This window comes from Neomoorella stamsii (assembly GCF_002995805.1).
GTDB lineage: Bacteria > Bacillota > DSM-521 > Neomoorellales > Neomoorellaceae > Neomoorella > Neomoorella stamsii.
Genome location: NZ_PVXL01000031.1, coordinates 41,579 through 61,512, shown reverse-complemented (window position 1 = coordinate 61,512; position 19,934 = coordinate 41,579). Strand labels below are relative to the sequence as shown.

The window sequence follows — 19,934 nt, the reverse complement described above, 5'->3', positions numbered from 1 at the left end:
TTTATGCCTCCTTCTGGCTAGTTTCGCTGGTATAAATCAAATTAATCAGGGCCAGCGCAACCCCTGCTACCGATACAGGTAAAATAGGTAGTTTCAAAGCAGCCACGGCCAGGAAACCCAGGAGGAAAAAGGCTATATAACGATTGTCTTTATTTAACATTTTGAGCAGGACGGCCATACCCAAGGCAGGGAGCATACCACCGATAACGGTTAAGGCTTTAGTTAGCCAGGCCGGGATGAGGGCTACCAGGTTATTGGCAATTGGTGCTCCGAAGTAGATAACCAGGAAGGCCGGTACAAAACGCAGGATAAAAGCTAAAATCTGGGGGGCACCCATTAACATAAAAGTAAGGCCGGGAATATTAGCCTTTTCAGCATACCGGTCGGCGGCATGGGCGAAAAATACCCCCACCGTGGCAAAGAGCTGCCAGGTAAAGGTACCTACCAGCCCCAGAGGGACGGCCAGGGTAACGGCAACCTCAGGTGACACTTTAGTTAACATTGCTAAAGCCGTGCCGACATAGCCGGCAAAATTCAAATCAGCCGCCATTGCCCCGCCGGGAGTAACAGCGCCAATATACAAGGCATTAATAGTAGCACCAATCATCATACCGGTAGGCAGGTCACCTAAAATCAATCCAACTAAAGTACCAGCAATCAGGGGACGCCCAAAAACATACCAGCCTATGGGTTGTCCTCCCAGCCAGGGGGTGGCAATCCATCCCAGGTACCCGACAAAGGCAATAGCTGCTGCCTGCCATAATTCCAACTTTAATCCCTCCTCTAAGCCTTTACTACCTTTTCCCACGTAAAACGGGTATCACCCGGAACAGTCTGAAAATATACTTCATAACCCATAGCTTTAATTTCTTTTAGAGCCGCCAGGCCGCTGGCATCCAGGTAAACGTTAGGAGTAATTTTGGTCCTGTCCGGCGTCTTGCCGGCATTGCCCATATTAATCTCCGGAGGAAACACGTTATTGTTATCCACACTGGCAATAAGCCTTTGTGCCACCTCCGGTGTCTTGACAATGAGCATGATCCGGTTAGCCTCGTCACTCCGGGCTAAAGCCTGGCTGGCTGCTTCCACATCATAGACACTTACCGGTATTCCCGGCGGCGCCGCCATTTTTAAAACTTTAGTCAGCATCGGGTTACGAGCACTGGCATCATCGACAACCATAATACTTTTGGCTTTAACATGGCCTACCCAAGCCGTAACTACCTGGCCATGAATCAAGCGTTCATCAATCCGGAACAAAACTACCACACTCAAGCCTTCTCAACACCTCCTTTCCCTTGTATCTCGAGCAGTCCTTTTTCCTTTCTCTCACCTCACCTCATAAAGAAATTTTTATCAACGTAACAATTCCTTAACATTGCAAGTTTCATGCCAGTCTTTAGGGTATCCAGGCCGGGAATAAGTGTTTAAAACACAAAGAAACACAAAAACCGCCACGGCAAACAATCAGCCGGGGTTACAGGCCCCGGCCTCATTGTCCAGCCCGGCTCAAGTCTCCTGGAGAAATTGGACCACAAAGGCTATCTCACCAGCAGGGATAGTTATATTAAAATTCTTTTCCAGGCTGGCCAGGGCTTCGGCCACTGCCAGCCATTCCCGCGGGTAACGTCTTTTTATCTCTTCCTCCCCCGGCCAGAAACTACCCTGTTCGCCGGCCTGCAGTCTTTCCACCAGGCAACTCAAATGAACGGTCAGATTAATTATGTGATGGGGCAGCAACTGGCGCCCAAGGCTCTGGCTGAGTTGCCGTGTGATTTGCGAACAAAGGTTTAGCATTTTGCCCGGATCCAGAAAACGCAGGTACTGGGCCAGGACCGCCTCCAGTTCCTGAGGGGTAATTTCCAACTCACCGGCTGGTAACTGTAATAGTTCCTGCAAACGCCGGCGGCCTTGCCCCAGTAGCCATTCTTCCAGAGAAATAAAAGGTACATCCAGGATTTTCAGGTCAACGCTACCGATCACGGCTACCAGTTTCCCTTTTCCTTTTAGAGCCTGCCATCCCATCCCGCTGCCAATTACCTGGCCGTTCATATTAACGGTAACAATATTTATCTCCTCCCTGTCCCCCAGCCATTCCCTGATCATGGCCTTGATCCGGCGGGCCGCCCCTTCCCCTGTCAGGCAGGTGGCTATGATGATTTTATTCCCCTGCCCTTCCAGGGGCCAGTATTCTTCCGGGTAATGATACCTTCCTATTTCTGCTACCAGTTCATGCAGGGGAAACCTGCTGGCTTTACGCACAGCCTCGATAACCATCGCCGTCGTGACATTATCCAGGATGTGAATTTTAAGGCCCGTCCTTTTGGCAATGATTTCACCCCAGGAAATTAAAGGTTCCATATCCACCAGTAAGAGTACACCCCTTCCTCTATCAGCCTGGCGGACCACCCTGGTAGCTTCAATCAACCACTGCTGCGGTTCGCCCTCCAGGGGTACATCCAGGGCCAGGGCCGCACTGGTGCCTACCAGTTTATTGGCTACTTCCGCCATGCTGGTAGCCGTGCGGCTGCCGTGGGCCATGACGACGACCCCCACCGGTTCCCCTGCCGGTTCTTTTCCCTGCCTGCCTGCCCGGAACAACATGGCCAGAAATCCCGCTTCATCCGGGGGGAGGGCAAGGTTTAATCTCTTTTCAATTAAAGCCATGACTTTCCGGGCGACTTCTATCTCCCGGGGGTATTCCTTTGCAATCTCCTCCAGGTAGGGGTTGATAATTTCCTGCCCGGTCTTTAATCGCTGCCGGCAGGCGTTGAGATGCAGGGCCAGGGCCAGGAAAGTACTGGTGTCGACCTGCCCCGGCAAGTCTTCCCTGGCTATTTTAATGGCCTCCTGGGCCAGGACGATGGTATCCTGGCCAACCAGGCGCGCCAGCCGTAACCTGGCATTTTTCCAATCCTGGACTGTCTCTTTTAGGTAGCGGTGATAATATTCTTCCAGGGCCTGCCGGGCTCGCTTCCATTGAGCTTCACTTTTTATACCCTCAACCCCTTTAGCTTCCCTTTCTTTCTCCAGTAAAGTATAAAGGTCTGGTACCTGGCAAGCCGCAATAACCCCGGCTTCATCAGGTTCAATATACCATTCTTCTTCCAGGACCAGCCCGGCCAGTTCCTGGAGGTAGTTTTCTTCAGCAGCAGAGCGCGGCCGCACGTGGGGTGGCAGGCTGGCCGCTGTAATAACTACTTCCCTGGTACCCTTGCTGGTAGCATCCAGGAAGGCGCGGGCACAGGTTAAACGGATATCGTTAAATAGCTGGCCAATATTTCCCGGGCAATCATAGAGGAGCAGGGCGCGGATGGCATCAGCAGTAACCTTTAAAGGCCGGCCAATCTGCCGGCTTTCATTCGCCAATAGTTGCTTTAGAAGCAATAACCTTTCGGCCAGTGGGCGCTCGGCCAGGGCCGGGATGTTGATCACTACCGGAAAGCGCCGGTAAAAGGTGGCCAGTAAGGAAGAATGGGGGTCGGCAGTAGTAGCGCCGATAACCAGGGTGGTGCAGGATCGGTAGCTCCCGGTTTCTCCTAAACGCCGGTACTGGCCGTTGTCCATTAAATAAAAAAGCATTTCCTGGCCTTCCGGGGGCAGGCGGTGGATCTCATCCAGGAAGAGGATACTTTTATGGGCGGCATCTACCAGGCCAGGCTTTTCCTGGGTGGCCCCGGTGAAGGCGCCTTTAACATGGCCAAAAAGGTGGCTCATGAGCAGCTGGGGGTTATGGGCATAATCAGCACAGTTGAAGGTCACCAGCTGGGCCTGGCCGGTAACTCGCCCCAAAGTTTGGGCGTACCTGAACATAGTCCGGGCAAAAAGGGTTTTGCCGCTGCCGGTAGGGCCGATAAGGAGAGTATGCAAGCCGTGAGGCGGGTAAAGGAGGGCGGCCCGGGCCTGCTCCACGGCTACTTTGAGGCTTGAATTCCAGCCCAATAGACTGGCAAACGGATTCATTTCGATTTCCTGGACTGCCATCCTTCCGGTATCTTCCCTGCCATTCCTGGCCTTACTCTCTTCCCAGTATTGCCTGGTGACAAACCTTACCGGCCGGCCGGGAAATTTAACCACCAGCCCTTCCTTGACCAGGTAATTAAGGTCGCCGCTGGCATTGCTGCGGGTTATGCCTGCCTCCTGGGCCACTTCCTGAGCCGTAAAGCCTATTTCCAGTTGACCTGCCGGCGCTTTTTCCTGGCAGAGCCTGGCCAGGGCTAACAATACTTTCTTCTTGCGTTCCATTATCTCCCGCTCCCCGCCCTAAAACACTTTAAAACACTATTATAATGTATTAATGTAGCTTATTTTCAGGCTGAGAGCAAGAACATTTTGAAATAAGCGGGAGAACTCAAGTAAGGAAAAGTCACTGGTAAACTTTCACATCCCCGTAAAAAATGGTATAATTACCATGGTGAAAAGTTGAAAGAGACCTAAAAGATTATCCTCAAGCTGGGGAAAGGGCAGGAGATACCCGTTGAGGTTACCGGCTTTTTTAAAAAAGTATTTTTGGGACGTGTCCTTTGACAGCCTGGATAGTTGGAATGAGTCATATTTTATCCTCGAGCGATTGCTGGAATATGGGGATACTAGAGCCATCCGGTGGGTTATGAGACAGTACAGGGATGAAGAGCTCCTGGAAGTAATCAAGACGAGCCCTAGATTGTCCGCTAAAACCGGTAACTTCTGGCGCTGTTACTACCATTTGCAGGAGGATGACCTCAGGTGTTTACGTCCGCCCTCCCACCGCAGGGACAGGAGGCACTGGAATTATTAAGCTCTACCGGTTTACTGCAAAATTTTTACCTGGCCGGCGGTACGGCCCTGGCCTTACACCTAGGACATCGCCTTTCGGAAGACCTGGATTTCTTTTCGCCATCTCCTGTAGATACTTTAATGCTTAAACAAAGGCTCGATGAGTTGGACGACTTTCAGTTATTGGGGGAAAGGTGGGGCACCTTGCACGGGATTTTCCGGGGAACTAAAGTTAGTTTTCTGTATTACCGGTATCCCCTTCTCTTTCCCATTGCTACGTTCAGGGGTTGCCCGGTGGCATCCCCTGAAGATATTGCCCCTATGAAAATAGAAGCCATCGCCTCGCGGGGCAGCAGAAAGGACTTTTATGACCTGTATTTTATTGCCCGGGAAATTGCCGACCTGCGCCAGTGCTTGGAATTCTACAAGCGCAAGTTTGCAGGGACCAACTTTAACTTGTATCACGTGCTGAAAAGCCTGACCTATTTTGCCGATGCCGAAAGGGAAAAAGAACCGGTACTCCTGCGCCGGGTAAGCTGGAACCAGGTAAAAGAATATTTCGAGGAAGTAGTACCGCCTCTATTGACGGCTATAAACTAAAACCCCTATGTCGCCGTTCAAGCAATCGAAGTCTTCGATACTTGAAGGTGCTGAGGAGGAGGCTCCTGTTTTATATACCCGTACGGGAAAAGCGCCGTTACAACCAAAAGTTTTACCTGGCATAATAATAGAACTGGAGATAATATTTTTGAGGCAGCCGTTCTGTAATAATTTAGAGATTTCCCAGCCAGGATAAGAAAAAAACCCGGACCTGTTATTAAAGTCCGGGCGCTATTATATGCTGTAGATTCCCGCAAGAATCTTCCTGGCCCGCTCCAGGGCCTTAGCTACAGCGGCGGGGGCGGGACCGCCGGGGAGAACGCGGCCCTTCACGCAGGCTTCCACCGTTATGTAGTTAAAGATGTCTTCCGAAAAATAAGGTGAAAAGGACTGCCACTCGGCCAGGGTGAGGTCCTGGAAGGACTTGCCCTGTTCCAGGCAGTGCAGCACCAGAGACCCCACCACGGCGTGGGCCTCGCGGAAGGGTAAACCTTTGCGCACCAGGTATTCGGCCACGTCGGTGGCAGCGGCAAACCCCCGGGCCGCCTCTTCCCGCATCCGCTCAACCCGGAATCTGGCCGTGGCCAGCATGGGGGTGAAGACCATGAGACACCCCTTCACCGTATCCAGGGCGTCAAAGAGGGCTTCTTTATCCTCCTGCAGGTCCTTGTTGTAGGCCAGAGGTAAACCTTTCAGGACCGCTAGCATGCCCATGAGGTGGCCGTACACCCGGCCCGTCTTCCCCCGCACCAGTTCAGCCACGTCAGGGTTTTTCTTCTGGGGCATCATGCTGGAGCCGGTGCTGTAGGCGTCGTCCAGCTCGATAAAGCCGAATTCCTCGCTGGACCAGAGGATTATTTCTTCGGCCAGGCGGCTTAAGTGCATCATGATGAGGGAAGCTGCCGCCAGGAATTCCACCACAAAATCGCGGTCGGCCACAGCATCCAGGGAGTTGACGCTGATCTCTTTAAAGCCCAGTTCCCGGGCCACCATCTCCCGGTCAATGGGGAGGGTTGTCCCTGCCAGGGCGCCGGCGCCCAGGGGCATGACATCTACCCGCGCCAGGCACCCGTCTAAACGCTCCTGGTCGCGGTAGAACATTTCAAAGTAGGCCAGCAGGTGGTGGGCCAGGGTGACGGGCTGGGCCTTCTGCAGGTGGGTATAGCCGGGCATGATGGTGTGCAGGTGCTCAGCCGCCAGGTCCACCAGGACCTTTTGCAGGCCGGCCAGGAGTCTTTTTACTTCTGGAATTTCTTCTTTTAAATACAGGCGCAGGTCCAGGGCCACCTGGTCGTTGCGGCTGCGCGCCGTGTGCAGCTTTTTCCCGGCCTCGCCGATCCGTTCCGTGAGCAGCTTTTCTATGTTCATATGGATGTCTTCAGCGCCCACATCAAAGGTTACCCGCCCGGCCTCTATGTCGGTCCGGATTTCCTCCAGCCCTTTAATAATGGCCTCGCCCTCGGCCGGGGTAATGAGCCCCACCGCTGCCAGCATCCTGGCATGGGCTATGGAGCCGGCTATGTCCTGCCGGTAAAGGCGCTGGTCGAAGCTGATGGAGGAATGGAAGTCCTCCACCAGGCGGTCGGTTGTCCTGGTAAAGCGTCCGCCCCAGAGCTTCATAGTGATACTCCCTTTGTTCATTAATTCAAAGCTGACATTTGTTTTTCGCTCACTCCCTGACCCTTGTGGAGCGGTCTATGGCTCAACCTCCGGCTCGGGCGGGGTTCCCGGCCTATTCGGCGTCCTTGCCTCAAAGGCCGGCCTCGGACCTCCTGTCCTCGGCCCCGCCCTCGCTCTACGGTTTCGCCAAGACCGCTTTACCGCTCGGGCCAAGTCGTTCGCTCCTAACAAATATCAGCCTTCGAAGTACTACCTCAAACCCGCCTTTTTTTCCATCAGCGCCCGGACTTTCAAAGGCAGGCCGAAGAGGTTGATAAAGCCGGCGGCATCCTTGTGGTCGTAATCGCCGCCGGCGCCGAAGGTCACCAGGTCTTCGCTGTAGATAGAGTAGGGTGATTTAACTCCTGCCGGAGTACAGTTACCCTTGTACAGCTTCATGCGCACGGTGCCGGTGACCGTTTCCTGGGTGCTGTCCACAAAGGCGTCCAGGGCCTTTTTCAGGGGCGAGAACCAGTTGCCGTCATAGACCAGCTCTGAGTATTTGGCGGCCACAATTTCCTTGAAGTGCATGGTCATGCGGTCCAGGGTGAGGGCTTCCAGCTCCCGGTGGGCAAGGTAAAGGACGGTACCGCCGGGGGTTTCATAGACGCCCCGGGATTTCATGCCCACCAGGCGGTTTTCCACCATGTCGGCGATGCCGACGCCGTTGGCCGCCGCCAGGTCGTTCAATTTTTCTAGGATGGTCACGGCGTCCAGCCTTTCCCCCTCCACGGCCACCGGGATGCCCTTTTTAAAGTCAATAGTCACATAAGTGGGTTTATCCGGGGCCTGTTCCGGCGGGGTAATGATTAAATAGAGGTCGTCCTGGGGTTCGTTCCAGGGGTTCTCCAGGTCGGCGCCTTCGTGGCTCAAGTGCCAGAGGTTGCGGTCCATGCTGTAGGGCCGGTCTTTGGTGACCGGTACCGGGATGCCCCGGGCGGTGGCATAGTCAATGGCCTCTTCCCGGGAGCGAATGTTCCAGAGGCGCCAGGGGGCAATGACCTTCAAATTGGGGTTTAACGCTTTAACTCCCAGTTCAAAGCGCACCTGGTCATTACCCTTGCCGGTAGCGCCGTGGGCTACGGCGGTGGCGCCTTCCTTTTCCGCCACCTCTACCAGGCATTTGGCAATAAGGGGCCGGGCAAAGGAGGTACCCAGGAGATACTTGCCTTCATAAATGGCCCCGGCCTTTAAAGTTGGCCAGATATAATCTTCAACGAACTCCCGCTTTTTATCGAGGATGTAGATTTTGCTCGCCCCGCTCTTGATGGCCTTTTCCTCCAGGGGCGCCAGTTCCTCGCCCTGGCCAAGATCAACGGCCATGGCAATAACTTCGTAGCCGTAGGTTTCTTTGAGCCAGGGGATAATAATGGAAGTATCCAGCCCGCCGGAATAGGCGAGGACTACCTTTTCCGCCACAGGAAAGACTCCTTTCGCTTTAATTGTAGCGCAACAAAACCAGGCGGGTTGGCCGCCTGCCTGCATTCTGGCCGTCCTTACCCGCTTGGGCCCTTCCCTGCTTCAACCCATCAGGGCTGCCATAATAGCCTTGTGCGCGTGGAGGCGGTTTTCGGCTTCATCAAAGACGGCCGATTGGGGACCGTCGATCACTTCGTCGGTAATCTCTTCGCCCCGGTGGGCCGGCAGGCAGTGCATGACCATGGCGTCAGGTTTGGCCAGTTTTAATAGTTCGCTGTTAAGCTGGTATTTCTGGAAGGCCTGGCGCCGCTTCTCCGCCTCGGCTTCCTGGCCCATGCTAGCCCAGACGTCAGTGTAAAGGATGTCGGCGCCTTCAACTGCTTCCCGGATATTATTGGTGACGGCAATGTGGCTGCCGTTTTCAGCGGCTATACGCCGGGCTTCTTCTACCACCTGAGGCAGGGGTTCATAGCCAGACGGGCAGGCGATGGTCACATTGAGGCCCACTCTGGCGCCGCCGTACATGAGGGAATGGGCGACGTTATTGCCATCGCCGATAAAGGTAAGGTTTAAACCTTTAAGCTTCCCTTTCCACTCGCGGATGGTCATGATGTCCGCCAGGGCCTGGGTGGGGTGCAGCAAATCCGTCAGGCCGTTGATGACGGGGATGGTGGCGTGGGCCGCCAGTTCCTCTACATCCTGGTGGGCAAATGTGCGGATCATTATGCCATCCAGGTAACGAGACAGGACCCGGGCCGTATCGGCAATGGTCTCACCACGGCCCAGCTGGAGGTCGTCTTTGGTCAGGAAAAGGGCATAGCCGCCTAGCTGGTACATGCCTACTTCAAAGGCCACCCGGGTTCGGGTGGAACGCTTGGTAAAGATCATGCCCAGGGTTTTGCCGGCAAGCAGTGGGTGTGGCTCCCCTCTTTTAAGTTTGGCCTTGAGTTCATCGGCCAGGTCCAGGAGGTAAAAGATCTCCTCGCTGGTAAAATCCTTCAGGGAGATGAAGTCACGGCCTTTGAGACCCTTTGCCAGGTCGTTCATTAAAAACCTCTCCTTTCGTTTAATGTTTAATGTTTTGTCCTTGTTGCTTAATGCATCCCTTGCCCCAGAACTTCCTGTAAGGCTTCCTTTAAAATAGCTATGGCCCGGTCGATTTCGTCCTTACTTATAGTCAGGGGGGGCAGGAAACGCAGCACGTGGCCGTGGAGGGAGTTAATGAGCAAACCCCGCTCCTGGCAGGCAGCCACCACGGCATCAGCGGGGCCGTCAATTTCTATTCCCAGCAGGAAGCCGCGGCCCCTTACTTCTGTTAACTGGGGAAATTCCCGGGCCAGCCTCTCCAGCTCCTGGTAGAAATATTCTCCCAGAACCCGGGCATTTTCCACCAGGCCCTCTTCCAGCAGGGCCTTAAAGGCGGCCACCCCGGCGGCCGTAGCCAGGGGATTACCGCCAAAGGTGGAGGCATGGTCCCCGGGGCCAAAGGCAGCGGCTGCTTTTTCTTTGGCCAGCATGGCGCCGATGGGCACCCCGCCGGCCAGGGCCTTGGCCAGGGTCATAATGTCGGGCTCCACCCCATAATACTGGTAGGCGAAGAGATAACCCGTGCGGCCCAGGCCACACTGCACTTCGTCAAAGATAAGTAAAAGTCCTTCATCGTCGCAGAGGGCCCGCACCGCCTGGAGGTAATCTTTATTGGCCGCGTAGACGCCGCCTTCCCCCTGGACCGGTTCCAGCATGACGGCGCAGGTCCGGGGACCTACCGCTGCCCGCAGGCTGGCAAGGTCATTGAAGGGGACGTATTTAAAGCCTGCCGGCAGGGGAGCAAAACCGCGGTGGAATTTCTCCTGGCCGGTAGCCGTCAGGGTAGCCAGGGTACGGCCGTGGAAGGAACGGCGCATGGTAATAATCTCGTAGCTTTCCGGCCCCCGGTGTTCCTTGGCATACTTGCGGGCGAGTTTAATGGCCGCTTCATTGGCCTCCGCGCCGCTGTTGCAGAAAAAGACTTTATCCAGAGCTGAATTTTCCACCAGCAATTGCGCCAGCTCAACCTGGGGCTCAATCCAGTAAAGGTTGGAGCAGTGGATGAGCTTCCCCACCTGCTCCCGGATGGCCGCCACTACCCGGGGGTGGCAGTGCCCCAGGGAGTTAACTGCCAGGCCACCCACAAAGTCCAGGTACTCCCGGCCGTCGGCATCCCAGACCCAGGCTCCCTCACCCCGCACCAGGGCCAGGGGGTAGCGCCCGTAGGTACGCATCACATATTTTTCCCCCAGAGCGATAAGAGCCGCATTATCCATTTCCGGCACCTCCTGCCTCCGACTTTCGTTTTACCCCGGTACTACCATGGTCCCCACGCCGGTATCGGTGAATATCTCCAGCAAAATAGAGTGGGGTATGCGCCCGTCAATAATATGGGTTTTCTTAACGCCGCCCTCCAGGGCGCGGATGCAGCAGTTGACCTTGGGGATCATGCCGCCGGTAATAACGCCCTGCCGGATGAGTTCCGGCACCCGGCCAACCTCCAGGGCGGAAATTAAAGAGCCGGGATTATTGCGATCCGCTAAAATCCCCTCCACATCCGTCAGGAGGACCAGTTTATCGGCCTTCAAAGCCACGGCCAGTTCTCCCGCCACCAGGTCGGCGTTGATATTATAGCTTTCACCCTCCGGGCCCACGCCGATGGGGGCCACCACGGGGATGTAACCTTCGGCGATGACGGTTTCAATAATGCCGGGATTTATTCTTTCCACCCGGCCGACAAAGCCCAGGTCCAGGTCAACCTCCGCCCCATCTTCCTGCTGGATATGGGCCAGCTGCTTCCTGGCTTCAATGAGATTGCCGTCCTTGCCGCAGAGGCCGATGGCCTTGCCGCCGTAACGGTGGATATTGGTGACAATTTCTTTATTAATCTTCCCCACCAGGACCATTTCCACAATCTCCATGGTCTCGGCGTCGGTTACCCGCTGGCCCTGGATAAACTCCGACTGCTTGCCCAGGCGCTTGAGCATCCCGGTAATTTCCGGCCCCCCGCCATGGACAATCACCGGCCGCATGCCCACCAGGTGCATAAGGACGGCGTCCTGCATAACAGCCCTTTTCAGGTCACAGTTGGTCATGGCATGGCCGCCATACTTGATCACTACCGTTTTGCCGTAGAACTGGCGGATATAGGGCAGGGCTTCGATGAGGATGCCCGTCTTTTCCAGGGGCGAAAGGGTCATCTCCCGGTCCCTCCTCTCCTTAAGTCCGGTAGGAAGCATTGATCTTCACATAGTCATAGGTCAGGTCGCAGCCCCAGGCGGTGGCTGTGGCCGTTCCCTGATTTAAATCCAGAGTAATGGTGATTTCCTCTTCCCGTAAGATGGCCGCCGCCTTCTCTTCACTAAAGGGCAGGGGCTCGCCGTCCATGGCCATCTGCTCGCAGCCGGCCCGGCTTTCCAGGTAAATGTCCACTCTCTCCGGGTCGATCTCTGCCCCGGAGTAACCGGCAGCACAGAGAATGCGGCCCCAGTTGGCATCGGCGCCAAAGATGGCGCTCTTCACGAGATTAGAGCCGGCCACGGCCCGGGCAACAATACGGGCTTCAGCCTCGCTGGCCGCCCGCCGCACTTCCACAGTGATGAGTTTGGTCGCTCCCTCACCATCCCGGGCAATCAGGCGGGCCAGGTGACGGCAGACGTACTCCAGGCCGGCGCGGAAGGCGGCGTGATCTTCAATGGTCAAGGGGGCGTTGCCGGCGCAGCCATTGGCCAGGATAACGGCCATATCGTTGGTGCTGGTGTCGCCGTCTACCGTTACCATATTGAAGGTCCGGTCTACCACTGCCCGTAGGGCCTGGTCCAGGTCATGCTGTTCCATGGCAGCATCGGTGGTTAAAAAGCAGAGCATGGTTCCCATGTTGGGGTGGATCATGCCGGAACCTTTGGCTATGCCGGCGATGGTTACCGTCGCCCCGCCGAGGGGCAACTGGACGGCAATTTCCTTCTTCCTGGTGTCGGTAGTCATAATAGCCGCCGCCGCATCGCTGCCGCCATCTACTGCCAGCTTTTCTACCGCTGCCCGGATGCCGGCGCTAATCTTATTCATGGGCAGGGGCACGCCAATCACACCGGTGGAAGCCACCACCACCTGCCAGGGTTCGCAGCCTATGGCTTCAGCCGTAATAGCTGCCATTTCCCGGGCGTCCCGGTAACCTCGCTCCCCAGTGCAGGCGTTGGCATTGCCGCTGTTGCAGACAATGGCCCGGGCTATCCCGGTTTTGAGATGCTCTTTAGTAACTATCAGGGGTGCTGCCTTGACGCGATTCCTGGTATAGACGGCTGCCGCCGCCGCCGGTACTTCGCTGACAATCAGGGCCAGGTCCTTCTTTTCCTTTTTTAAGCCGGCATGGACACCGGCGGCCACAAAACCCTGGGGGGCGGTAATGCCGCCGTCAACCTTCTGGATGTCTCCAGTCATCTCTTCCTTCCTCCGTATTTAAGGACATAGTCCCGGTGCGGCCAGGGCCATGGTTTCCGGGAAACCGCACATGAGGTTGAAGTTTTGCACCGCCTGGCCGGAAGCGCCTTTGGTCAGGTTGTCAATGGCGCTGGCGACCACCACCCGGCCGGTGCGGCCGTCCACCGCCAGGTTGATATGGCAGTTGTTGCTGCCATACACCCAGCGGGTATGGGGCCACCTGCCGGGCGGCAGGAGATAGATAAAGGGTTCCCCGGCGTAAAAATCCTGGTAAACCTGCCGGAGTTCTGCTTCCGTTGCCGGCCGGGCCAGGGTGGCATACATGGTGCTTAAAATCCCCCTGCTGATGGGCAGGAGGTGAGGGGTAAAGGATACCTTAACCTCCATCCCCGCGAGAGCGCTCAGTTCCTGCTCGATCTCTGGGGTGTGGCGGTGACCGGCCACACCGTAGGGGTTAATATTTTCATTGCACTCCACAAACAGGCTGGTAACTTTGGCCTCCCGGCCGGCCCCGGACACGCCTGATTTGGCATCGACAATAATGGTTGCCGGGTCGATATAACCGGCCTTGAGCAGGGGCGCCAGGCCTAGAATGACGCTGGTGGGGTAGCAGCCGGGGTTGGCGACCACCCGGGCCTGCCGGATGGCTTTTCTATGGATTTCGGGCAGGCCGTAAACGGCCCTGGCTGCCAGCTCAGGGTTACCGTGGGGGACTTTATACCATTCTTCGTAAGTTTTGGCCTCCCGGAAGCGCAGGTCGGCTCCCAGGTCGATGACCCTGACGCCTTTCTCCAGGGCCCGGGCGGCCACCGGCACGGCGTGGCCGTGGGGCAGGGCGATGAAGACCACTTCCACCCGTTTCAGGACCTCTTCCGGGGTTAGATCTGCACAGGGAAGGCCGGTATAGCCGGTGAGGGCCGGGTAAACGGCCGCCATATCCTCACCGGCATAACTCCGCGAGGTAAGGGCCACCAGCTCTACTTGCGGGTGCCGGCTTAAGATGCGGACTAATTCGGCTCCGGTATAGCCGGTGGCGCCGATAATGCCTGCTTTGACCAAGGGTGGGAACCTCCTTGAGTGATGTTATAATTATACAATAGAAATGCATATTAATGCAATAGCATGGGTAAAATTTTACTTTATCTTAACATTGCATTGACAAGAGTTGCCAGGAGTCATAAGATAAATGGTGGACTTTATACGCCGATAAATTCTGTCATAGTCATACCGGTGCCTGGTGAAAAGGTGCAACCTGGAGGGGAAAGGAATTTTATGTCTGAATGGCAGCGCAACCTCTATCTCCTGGTCATCATTCAACTGCTGGCGACAAGTACCTTCCAGATTGTCACTCCCTTTTTACCCTTCTTTGTTGCCGAGCTGGGGGTTACCGATCCCCGCTCCCTTAAAGCCTGGTCCGGCATCCTCCTTGGCGTCAACGCCCTTTTTTCCGGCTTGATGTCACCTTTCTGGGGTGCTCTGGCCGACCGTTACGGCCACAAGCCTATGCTGGTCCGTTCGGCAGCCAGCGTTGCCATCTTTACTGTATTACCTGCCTTCGTTACCAGCGCCTATCAACTGTTAATCTGCCGCATCCTGATGGGTGTCTTCAGCGGCTTTTCCTCTGCTGCCCTGACCCTGGCCGCCAGTACCACCCCGGAAAACCGCCTCGGGTTTGCCCTGGGCTGGCTGCAAACCGGGCAGGTCCTAGGCCTGGTACTGGGACCTTTAATTGGCGGCGTCCTGGCTGATATTTTTCCCTTCCGGGTCGTCTTCATGCTGGCCGGGTTGCTGGCCATAACCGGTACCATCCTGGCGGCCACCCTGGTCCATGAAGACTTTCACCCACCTGTGCGGGCAGCAGCCAAAAACACTGAAAAGAGCAGCTTGATCGGGCTGCTCTCCTGGCCGCTAACTATTTATAGCCTGTTTGTCGTTATCTTCCTGTCCCAGTTTGCCACGCGGGGGGTTGAACCCCTGATGCCCCTCTATGTGCGAGAACTGTCTGCCGGGAGCTCCAATTTTAATACCCTGGTAGGCCTGGTGGTGGCGGTGACGGGGCTGGCCCAGGTAATAGCCGTTACCATCCTCGGTCGCCAAGCCCCTTACTGGGGCTACAAACGCTGCCTCCTGGCCTGCCTGGCCGGTTCGGCTTTGTTTTACTTCCCCCAGGCCCTTGTCGGCCAGGTCTTCCCCCTCATCAGCCTGCGTTTCTTCCAGGGCCTTTTCCTGGGGGGCCTGTTGCCCATGGCCAATTCCCTCATCGGCCTGTTTACCCCGCCTGAAAAACGGGGCCGGGTCTATGGCCTTACCCAGAGCGCTTTCTTCCTGGGCAACTTCTCCGGCCCCCTGGCCGGTGGCTTCTGGGCCGCCCTCTTTGGCCTGCGATCGGTTTTTTACGCCGCCAGTATCCTCCTGTTCCTCAATTTCATCTGGGTGTGGCGGGAAGTGCGGGAACCGCAAACAGCCTTAAAAATAAGCAGCGGCAAGTGAAGGATCGGCAACCTTCTAAGCCTTGCCTGCCAACAGGTCCAGGTGACCTTTCAAAACATAACCCACCCGGCCGCTTTTGGTCTTTACCCGCCAGTAAGAAGGTTCCCCCGGTTTTAACCAGGACAGCAGGTCCTCATCCTCCAGGACAGCTACCTCCTCCCCGGCCGCTAGATTAAGCCGGTCAGCATACTTATTCCCCTGGCGCTCTTTAAGGCTGGTAGCTTTATTTACCCTGCCTACGGCCATGACCATGGCCCCCCAGGCCGGTTCCCAACGATAGGTGTGGGTTACCGTCCGGCTCTGGATTTTCGTCCGGGGACCGGTTGCTGTCGGGGCCAACCAGAGGGTCTGGCTGCTAATGGTTTTAATGGCCAGCCGCCCCTCTTCCCGGGTAAAGTCCGTCGTCACCTGTTCGCTGACCCCCTGCCAGCCTTCGCCCTGGTCCAGCCATTTTTTATGCCAGCGTTCTTCATTGCCGGCAACTTTACGCCAGATTTCCTGCAAACCTTCCCCCTGCCAGGTATAAAGGGCATAAAAGCTGCTCAAAAAATAGGCACCGAAGCGCTCGTCCAGGAGTTCCCGGATTAAAATGGCATTGCGTCCGGCCTCCAGCTGGACCACCTTTACTTCCTGCAGCGGCAAGGTATCGATGCAGTCCAGCATTACCGGCTGGCTTCCCGGGGTGCTGAAGATACCCAGCAGGCCCCGGTCTTTGGATAAAGTAACGCCGATAATCTTTTCCGTCCCTGCCGCTGGGGCAATATCCCCTTCAGCCTGCAGGTGATAGACTTCTGGCTTACGGCCTTCGGCCAGTTCCCTTAATATTTCCCTGCCTTCCTTGCTGTTCTGGCCCATAACGGCCAGGGCCCGGGCTTCATAAACATTGACCTGCCCGGTTGCCGTCCGTTGCCAGAAGACAAAGGCTGCCACAGCCAGGATAATTAAGGCCCGCAACCAGCGCCAGCGACTACCCATGTCCCCACCCCCATCCTTTTAAATCTTTATGCACCAGGATGGCGGGTATGAATAGTGCTGGTAAATTCCTCTTTAATTCGCTGCAACAAATCCCTGTCAAGCATGACATCCGCCGCCGTCCAGGCCAGGGCCGTGGCAGCCAGGATGACAACCCGCCGCCCGGCCTCACCCCGGACTGCCTGGGCAAACTGGCGGCTGTGGGGCACCAGTTTGCCGGCATTCAGGGAAAGGTAGGGGTGGATGGCCGGCACCACCTGGCTGACGTTCCCCATGTCCAGGGAACCGCGGCTATTGCTGGGGAAGCCGGAATCGATTACCCCCAGCTCTTTCACGTTGTCTCGCCAGGCTGCGGCCAGGGCGCGATTGGTCAGCATGGGTTCATAGGAAGGTTCGTAGTTGTGGTACCAGTAACGGCTGCCGGTTGCCAGGGCTGCCGCCGTGGCGCAATTTTCCACCCGCTCGATAACCTTATTTAAGGCCCCCCGGGTACGGGCCCGGAGGTAAAAACGGGCCACGGCGCGTTCGGGAATGATGTTGGGCGAAGTCCCCCCCTCGGTAATAATGCCCTGGACGCTGGCGCCGTCTTTAAGGTAGGGGCGCAGGCTATTGATATGATTGAATAACTGGATGACCGCTTCCAGGGCATTAATACCTTCCTCCGGGCTGGAGGCAGCATGGGCCGCCCGGCCCTCAAAAACGAATTCCAGGGCTTCCAGGGCCAGGGAACTTACTTCCACGGTATTGGTATCCCCGGGGTGGAACATCATGGCCGCATCCAGGTCGTCCAGGGCGCCCTGGCGAGCCAGCACCACCTTGGCCCCCCGGGTTTCTTCGGCCGGTGTACCTAAAACGACAATGGTCCCCCGGAGTTCTTTAATTATGGTTGCTAACCCTAAGGCCGCCCCGAGGCTGGCAGCAGCTATCAGGTTGTGGCCACAGGCATGTCCCAGCCCCGGCAGGGCGTCGTATTCGGCCAGTAGGGCCACCCGCGGGCCGGAACGGCCAGCCAGCTCGGCCCTGAAGGCAGTCGGCAGCTGGCATAGGGGCCTGGTAATCTTAAAACCCCGTTCCGCCAGGATGCCTGTCAGTAGCTCTACGGCAAAATACTCCTGGTTGCCCGGTTCCGGGTGATCATAAATAGCTTCGGCTACATTGATAATCTGTTCTTTTAAGGATGCAATGGCCCGGGCAATTCTTTCTTTGACGGCAAGCATATATGGACCCCTTGCAGTAGTAGATTAGATTTACGGCCAGGGGAAATAATACAACCTGAAGGAGGTACTCCATATGACCCTGGCAACCTGCAACCGGCATTGCTCCTATTTAAACCATGGTGCCTGTGAGCTGGCCGGAATCCTGGAACAGGGCCAGCCTTTCCTTTGCCCTTACCGGCACCGGGAAACGGCCGCCCTTACCGGGGAAGTAAGCTTTCCGCCGGCCGGACTGCCTCGCAGCTTCGCCACTCCCCCTCATTACCGCTATCCCGGAACTAATCCAGTACGTAGCGGCAGCCGCTCTTCCCAGGGGATCAGCGCCCCGCTGGAACTGGGTGTGAGCTAAAGGACCTGCTGCCCGTCAACCCTGAGCCGGGGCTGCAGGAGAATACCGTCCAGGTGGCTGGGAGCTTCTACCTGGCCGCCAAAGGTACTGTTATCGCCCAGGGCAATATGTACGGTACCCCGGACCTTCTCATCTTCCAGGACGTTGCCTGTCAGCCTGGCCAGGGGATTTAGCCCTATGCCCAGCTCGGCGATGTTGCGGCTGGCCGGGCCATAGCGGGTGAAAATATCTTCTAGCAGGCGGGCTTCCCGGCCGCCGCCGACCGCAACGGCCTGCCCTGCTTCAACTTTAATCCGCAGGGGCTTCTCTAAAACGCCGATCCCGGCCAGGGCCCCGTCAATAACCAGGAGCCCCGCCGCCGTACCTTCCACCGGGGCAATATAAGCCTCCCCCGCCGGCAGGTTACCAAAGCTGCCCGGCCGGCGGTAGAGGCCGGTATCGGGGTGACCCTGGCGGCCGGCAATACTAAAGGTAAGATCCGTCCCTGCCGGCGTCGTCAGGTGGACCTCCCGGCCGCGGGTCAGAATGGCCGCATAATGCTCACAGTCTGCGGCCAGGGCCGTATAATCGACGGCCAGGGTACGTTCCAGCATATCAGCTGTAGCGCCGGGCAAGGAGGCTATGCGGGCGCCGGCTGCGTTAGCCTCCCGGCGGGCGCGGGTATGGGACAGGGATCTGGAGGTAGCCAGGACGGCGACCTGGCTTTGCCGCATGGCCGCCGCTACCATGGCCGGCGGTTCCTGGCCGTGGTTATCCCGCGGCAGCATGGTGATGATGGCCGCTTCGGCTTTTAACTCCCGGGCGGCCTGGAAGAAGGCCTCACCAATGGTCTGAAGAACAGTATCGGTAACAACGAGGACTGTATCTCCGGCCCTGACCGCCAGGCACTCCGCAAGGGCCAGGCGGCAGGCTGAAGCTAGATCAGGCATGTTAACAACTCCTTCATAAATGGCTCTTTCGCAGGCTGGCTTTGTTTTCGCCGCGCTCCCTGGTCGTCAATCCCTTACAATGGCCAGCTCATTTCCGCAGGCGCGGCAGGCGCGCCCTGCCAGGCCCGGCAGGGAAACATGATAGCCCGTGCGGCGGATGACCAGCTCGCCACAGGCCGGGCAATAGGTGTTGCTGGCCTCCGGGTCGGCCACATTGCCCAGGTAAACATAATGCAAGTGCTGCCGGGCCATTTCCCAGGTGCGGCGCATGGTCGCCAGGGGCGTCGGCGGCGCCTGCAGGCGGTACTGGGGAAAGTAGCGAGAAAAGTGCAGGGGCGTATCTACTCCTAACTTATCCGACACCCATTTTACCAGCTCAGCCAGCTCCTCCGGGTCGTCGTTTAAGCCGGTCACCAGCAACGTCGTTATCTCTACGTGGCTACCGGCCGCAACTATCGCCGCCGCCGTCTCGAGGACAGGCCGGTAGTCGCCATGGACGACTTTACGGTAAAATTCCAGGCTGAAACCCTTGACATCAATATTCCAGGCATCAATCCAGGGCAGGAGGTCGGCCAGGGGTTCCGCCCGGATAAAGCCGTTGGTTACCATGACATTCTTCAGCCCCGCTTCCCTGGCCAGCCGGGCTGTATCCAGGACAAACTCAAACCACACCAGGGGTTCGGAATAGGTATAGGCTATCCCCAGGCTGTCTACTTCCCGGGCCTTCCGGACCAGGTCCTCCGGGGTAATAGCTACCGTCTCCGGCTCTTCCTGGGCTATCTCCCAGTTCTGGCAGAACTCGCAGCGAAAATTGCAACCCACCGTCCCGGCCGAGAGAATCAGGCTGCCGGGATAAAAATGATAGAGGGGCTTTTTTTCAATGGGATCCAGGGCCAGGGAGGAACAGCGGCCGTAGTTGCGGGTATAAAGGCGCCCCTCCCGGTTTTCCCGCACCCGGCAAATGCCCCGGCCGCCGGGGGCGATGACGCAGGTATGGGGGCAGAGGCGGCATTCCACCTTCTCCCCGGGTAACTTTACATAATACATAGCTTCAGTTCTGGCCATTGGACAACCCTCCGTCAT

The 19,934-nt window shown here is 56.9% G+C and carries 18 protein-coding genes; 4 read left to right on the top strand and 14 right to left on the bottom strand.

Annotated features, from left to right (window positions below; genetic code table 11):
* Position 1: 1 nt before the first annotated feature.
* The 3 genes from MOST_RS05720 to MOST_RS05710 form a co-directional block, all read right to left on the bottom strand.
* Positions 2-769: a PTS mannose/fructose/sorbose/N-acetylgalactosamine transporter subunit IIC gene (locus MOST_RS05720; RefSeq protein ID WP_054936029.1), complete on the bottom strand. Its 768-nt coding sequence runs from the start codon at positions 767-769 to the stop codon at positions 2-4.
* A 14-nt stretch (positions 770-783) separates the two neighbouring features.
* On the bottom strand, positions 784-1,269 hold the full coding sequence (locus tag MOST_RS05715) for a PTS sugar transporter subunit IIB (RefSeq protein WP_244266982.1): 486 nt from the start codon (positions 1,267-1,269) through the stop codon (positions 784-786).
* Between the two features lie 240 nt (positions 1,270-1,509).
* Positions 1,510-4,245, bottom strand: a complete 2,736-nt coding sequence (locus MOST_RS05710; RefSeq protein WP_054936027.1) for a sigma-54-dependent transcriptional regulator — start codon at positions 4,243-4,245, stop codon at positions 1,510-1,512.
* A gap of 232 nt (positions 4,246-4,477) precedes the next feature.
* On the opposite strand from MOST_RS05710, the gene MOST_RS18475 reads away from it, so the two are divergent.
* Together MOST_RS18475 and MOST_RS05700 are read left to right on the top strand one after the other, a co-directional pair.
* The gene (locus MOST_RS18475; protein WP_407937680.1) at positions 4,478-4,777 is read left to right on the top strand and encodes a DUF6922 domain-containing protein; all 300 of its coding nucleotides are present in this window, start codon (positions 4,478-4,480) and stop codon (positions 4,775-4,777) included.
* On the top strand, positions 4,726-5,355 hold the full coding sequence (locus tag MOST_RS05700) for a nucleotidyl transferase AbiEii/AbiGii toxin family protein (protein WP_054936025.1): 630 nt from the start codon (positions 4,726-4,728) through the stop codon (positions 5,353-5,355). Before MOST_RS18475 ends, MOST_RS05700 begins: the two co-directional genes overlap by 52 nt.
* A 234-nt stretch (positions 5,356-5,589) precedes the next feature.
* Here the strand turns inward: MOST_RS05700 and argH are convergent, their stop codons facing one another.
* The 7 genes from argH to argC all read right to left on the bottom strand — a co-directional run bounded on the left by argH (position 5,590) and on the right by argC (position 13,956).
* On the bottom strand, positions 5,590-6,975 hold the full coding sequence (gene argH, locus MOST_RS05695) for an argininosuccinate lyase (protein ID WP_054936024.1): 1,386 nt from the start codon (positions 6,973-6,975) through the stop codon (positions 5,590-5,592).
* A gap of 249 nt (positions 6,976-7,224) precedes the next feature.
* Positions 7,225-8,499, bottom strand: coding sequence for an argininosuccinate synthase (locus MOST_RS05690; protein ID WP_106007056.1), 1,275 nt, complete (start codon positions 8,497-8,499; stop codon positions 7,225-7,227).
* Between the two features lie 36 nt (positions 8,500-8,535).
* Positions 8,536-9,480, bottom strand: a complete 945-nt coding sequence (argF, locus tag MOST_RS05685; protein WP_054936022.1) for an ornithine carbamoyltransferase — start codon at positions 9,478-9,480, stop codon at positions 8,536-8,538.
* A 47-nt stretch (positions 9,481-9,527) separates the two neighbouring features.
* On the bottom strand, positions 9,528-10,736 hold the full coding sequence (locus MOST_RS05680; RefSeq protein ID WP_054936021.1) for an acetylornithine transaminase: 1,209 nt from the start codon (positions 10,734-10,736) through the stop codon (positions 9,528-9,530).
* 30 nt (positions 10,737-10,766) lie between these two features.
* Positions 10,767-11,660 carry an acetylglutamate kinase gene (gene argB, locus MOST_RS05675; protein ID WP_054936020.1) on the bottom strand — a complete coding sequence of 298 codons (894 nt, stop codon included), beginning with the start codon at positions 11,658-11,660 and terminating at the stop codon, positions 10,767-10,769.
* A gap of 19 nt (positions 11,661-11,679) precedes the next feature.
* The gene (argJ, locus tag MOST_RS05670; protein ID WP_054936019.1) at positions 11,680-12,897 is read right to left on the bottom strand and encodes a bifunctional glutamate N-acetyltransferase/amino-acid acetyltransferase ArgJ; all 1,218 of its coding nucleotides are present in this window, start codon (positions 12,895-12,897) and stop codon (positions 11,680-11,682) included.
* 18 nt (positions 12,898-12,915) lie between these two features.
* A complete protein-coding gene (gene argC / locus MOST_RS05665; RefSeq protein ID WP_054936018.1) occupies positions 12,916-13,956 on the bottom strand; it encodes an N-acetyl-gamma-glutamyl-phosphate reductase in 1,041 nt (346 codons plus the stop codon).
* A gap of 213 nt (positions 13,957-14,169) precedes the next feature.
* On the opposite strand from argC, the gene MOST_RS05660 reads away from it, so the two are divergent.
* Positions 14,170-15,387 carry an MFS transporter gene (locus MOST_RS05660; protein ID WP_054936017.1) on the top strand — a complete coding sequence of 406 codons (1,218 nt, stop codon included), beginning with the start codon at positions 14,170-14,172 and terminating at the stop codon, positions 15,385-15,387.
* Between the two features lie 15 nt (positions 15,388-15,402).
* Here the strand turns inward: MOST_RS05660 and MOST_RS05655 are convergent, their stop codons facing one another.
* On the bottom strand, positions 15,403-16,362 hold the full coding sequence (locus MOST_RS05655; RefSeq protein ID WP_054936016.1) for an SH3 domain-containing protein: 960 nt from the start codon (positions 16,360-16,362) through the stop codon (positions 15,403-15,405).
* A 26-nt stretch (positions 16,363-16,388) separates the two neighbouring features.
* Positions 16,389-17,576, bottom strand: a complete 1,188-nt coding sequence (locus tag MOST_RS05650; protein WP_054936015.1) for a M20 family metallopeptidase — start codon at positions 17,574-17,576, stop codon at positions 16,389-16,391.
* 73 nt (positions 17,577-17,649) lie between these two features.
* On the opposite strand from MOST_RS05650, the gene MOST_RS05645 reads away from it, so the two are divergent.
* Positions 17,650-17,922 carry a hypothetical protein gene (locus MOST_RS05645; protein WP_054936014.1) on the top strand — a complete coding sequence of 91 codons (273 nt, stop codon included), beginning with the start codon at positions 17,650-17,652 and terminating at the stop codon, positions 17,920-17,922.
* Here MOST_RS05645 and MOST_RS05640 read toward each other — a convergent pair.
* Both MOST_RS05640 and amrS read right to left on the bottom strand, forming a co-directional pair.
* Complete coding sequence (locus MOST_RS05640) at positions 17,919-18,851, bottom strand: aminopeptidase (RefSeq protein ID WP_054936013.1); 933 nt, start codon at positions 18,849-18,851, stop codon at positions 17,919-17,921. The two genes, MOST_RS05645 and MOST_RS05640, sit on opposite strands and share 4 nt — an antisense overlap.
* A 66-nt stretch (positions 18,852-18,917) precedes the next feature.
* Positions 18,918-19,916 (bottom strand): AmmeMemoRadiSam system radical SAM enzyme, encoded by a 999-nt coding sequence (gene amrS, locus MOST_RS05635; RefSeq protein WP_054936012.1) that lies wholly within the window; start codon positions 19,914-19,916, stop codon positions 18,918-18,920.
* Positions 19,917-19,934 lie beyond the last annotated feature (18 nt).

Bases quoted from the DNA above. Each gene is read 5' to 3' on its own strand.
- MOST_RS05710 (WP_054936027.1), bottom strand. From the start codon at position 4,245: ATGGAACGCAAGAAGAAAGTATTGTTAGCCCTGGCCAGGCTCTGCCAG.
- argH (WP_054936024.1), bottom strand. From the start codon at position 6,975: ATGAAGCTCTGGGGCGGACGCTTTACCAGGACAACCGACCGCCTGGTG.
- MOST_RS05690 (WP_106007056.1), bottom strand. From the start codon at position 8,499: ATGCAGGCAGGCGGCCAACCCGCCTGGTTTTGTTGCGCTACAATTAAA.
- argF (WP_054936022.1), bottom strand. From the start codon at position 9,480: ATGAACGACCTGGCAAAGGGTCTCAAAGGCCGTGACTTCATCTCCCTG.
- MOST_RS05680 (WP_054936021.1), bottom strand. From the start codon at position 10,736: ATGGATAATGCGGCTCTTATCGCTCTGGGGGAAAAATATGTGATGCGT.
- argB (WP_054936020.1), bottom strand. From the start codon at position 11,660: ATGACCCTTTCGCCCCTGGAAAAGACGGGCATCCTCATCGAAGCCCTG.
- argJ (WP_054936019.1), bottom strand. From the start codon at position 12,897: ATGACTGGAGACATCCAGAAGGTTGACGGCGGCATTACCGCCCCCCAG.
- MOST_RS05660 (WP_054936017.1), top strand. From the start codon at position 14,170: ATGTCTGAATGGCAGCGCAACCTCTATCTCCTGGTCATCATTCAACTG.
- MOST_RS05655 (WP_054936016.1), bottom strand. From the start codon at position 16,362: ATGGGTAGTCGCTGGCGCTGGTTGCGGGCCTTAATTATCCTGGCTGTG.
- MOST_RS05650 (WP_054936015.1), bottom strand. From the start codon at position 17,576: ATGCTTGCCGTCAAAGAAAGAATTGCCCGGGCCATTGCATCCTTAAAA.
- MOST_RS05645 (WP_054936014.1), top strand. From the start codon at position 17,650: ATGACCCTGGCAACCTGCAACCGGCATTGCTCCTATTTAAACCATGGT.
- MOST_RS05640 (WP_054936013.1), bottom strand. From the start codon at position 18,851: ATGCCTGATCTAGCTTCAGCCTGCCGCCTGGCCCTTGCGGAGTGCCTG.
- amrS (WP_054936012.1), bottom strand. From the start codon at position 19,916: ATGGCCAGAACTGAAGCTATGTATTATGTAAAGTTACCCGGGGAGAAG.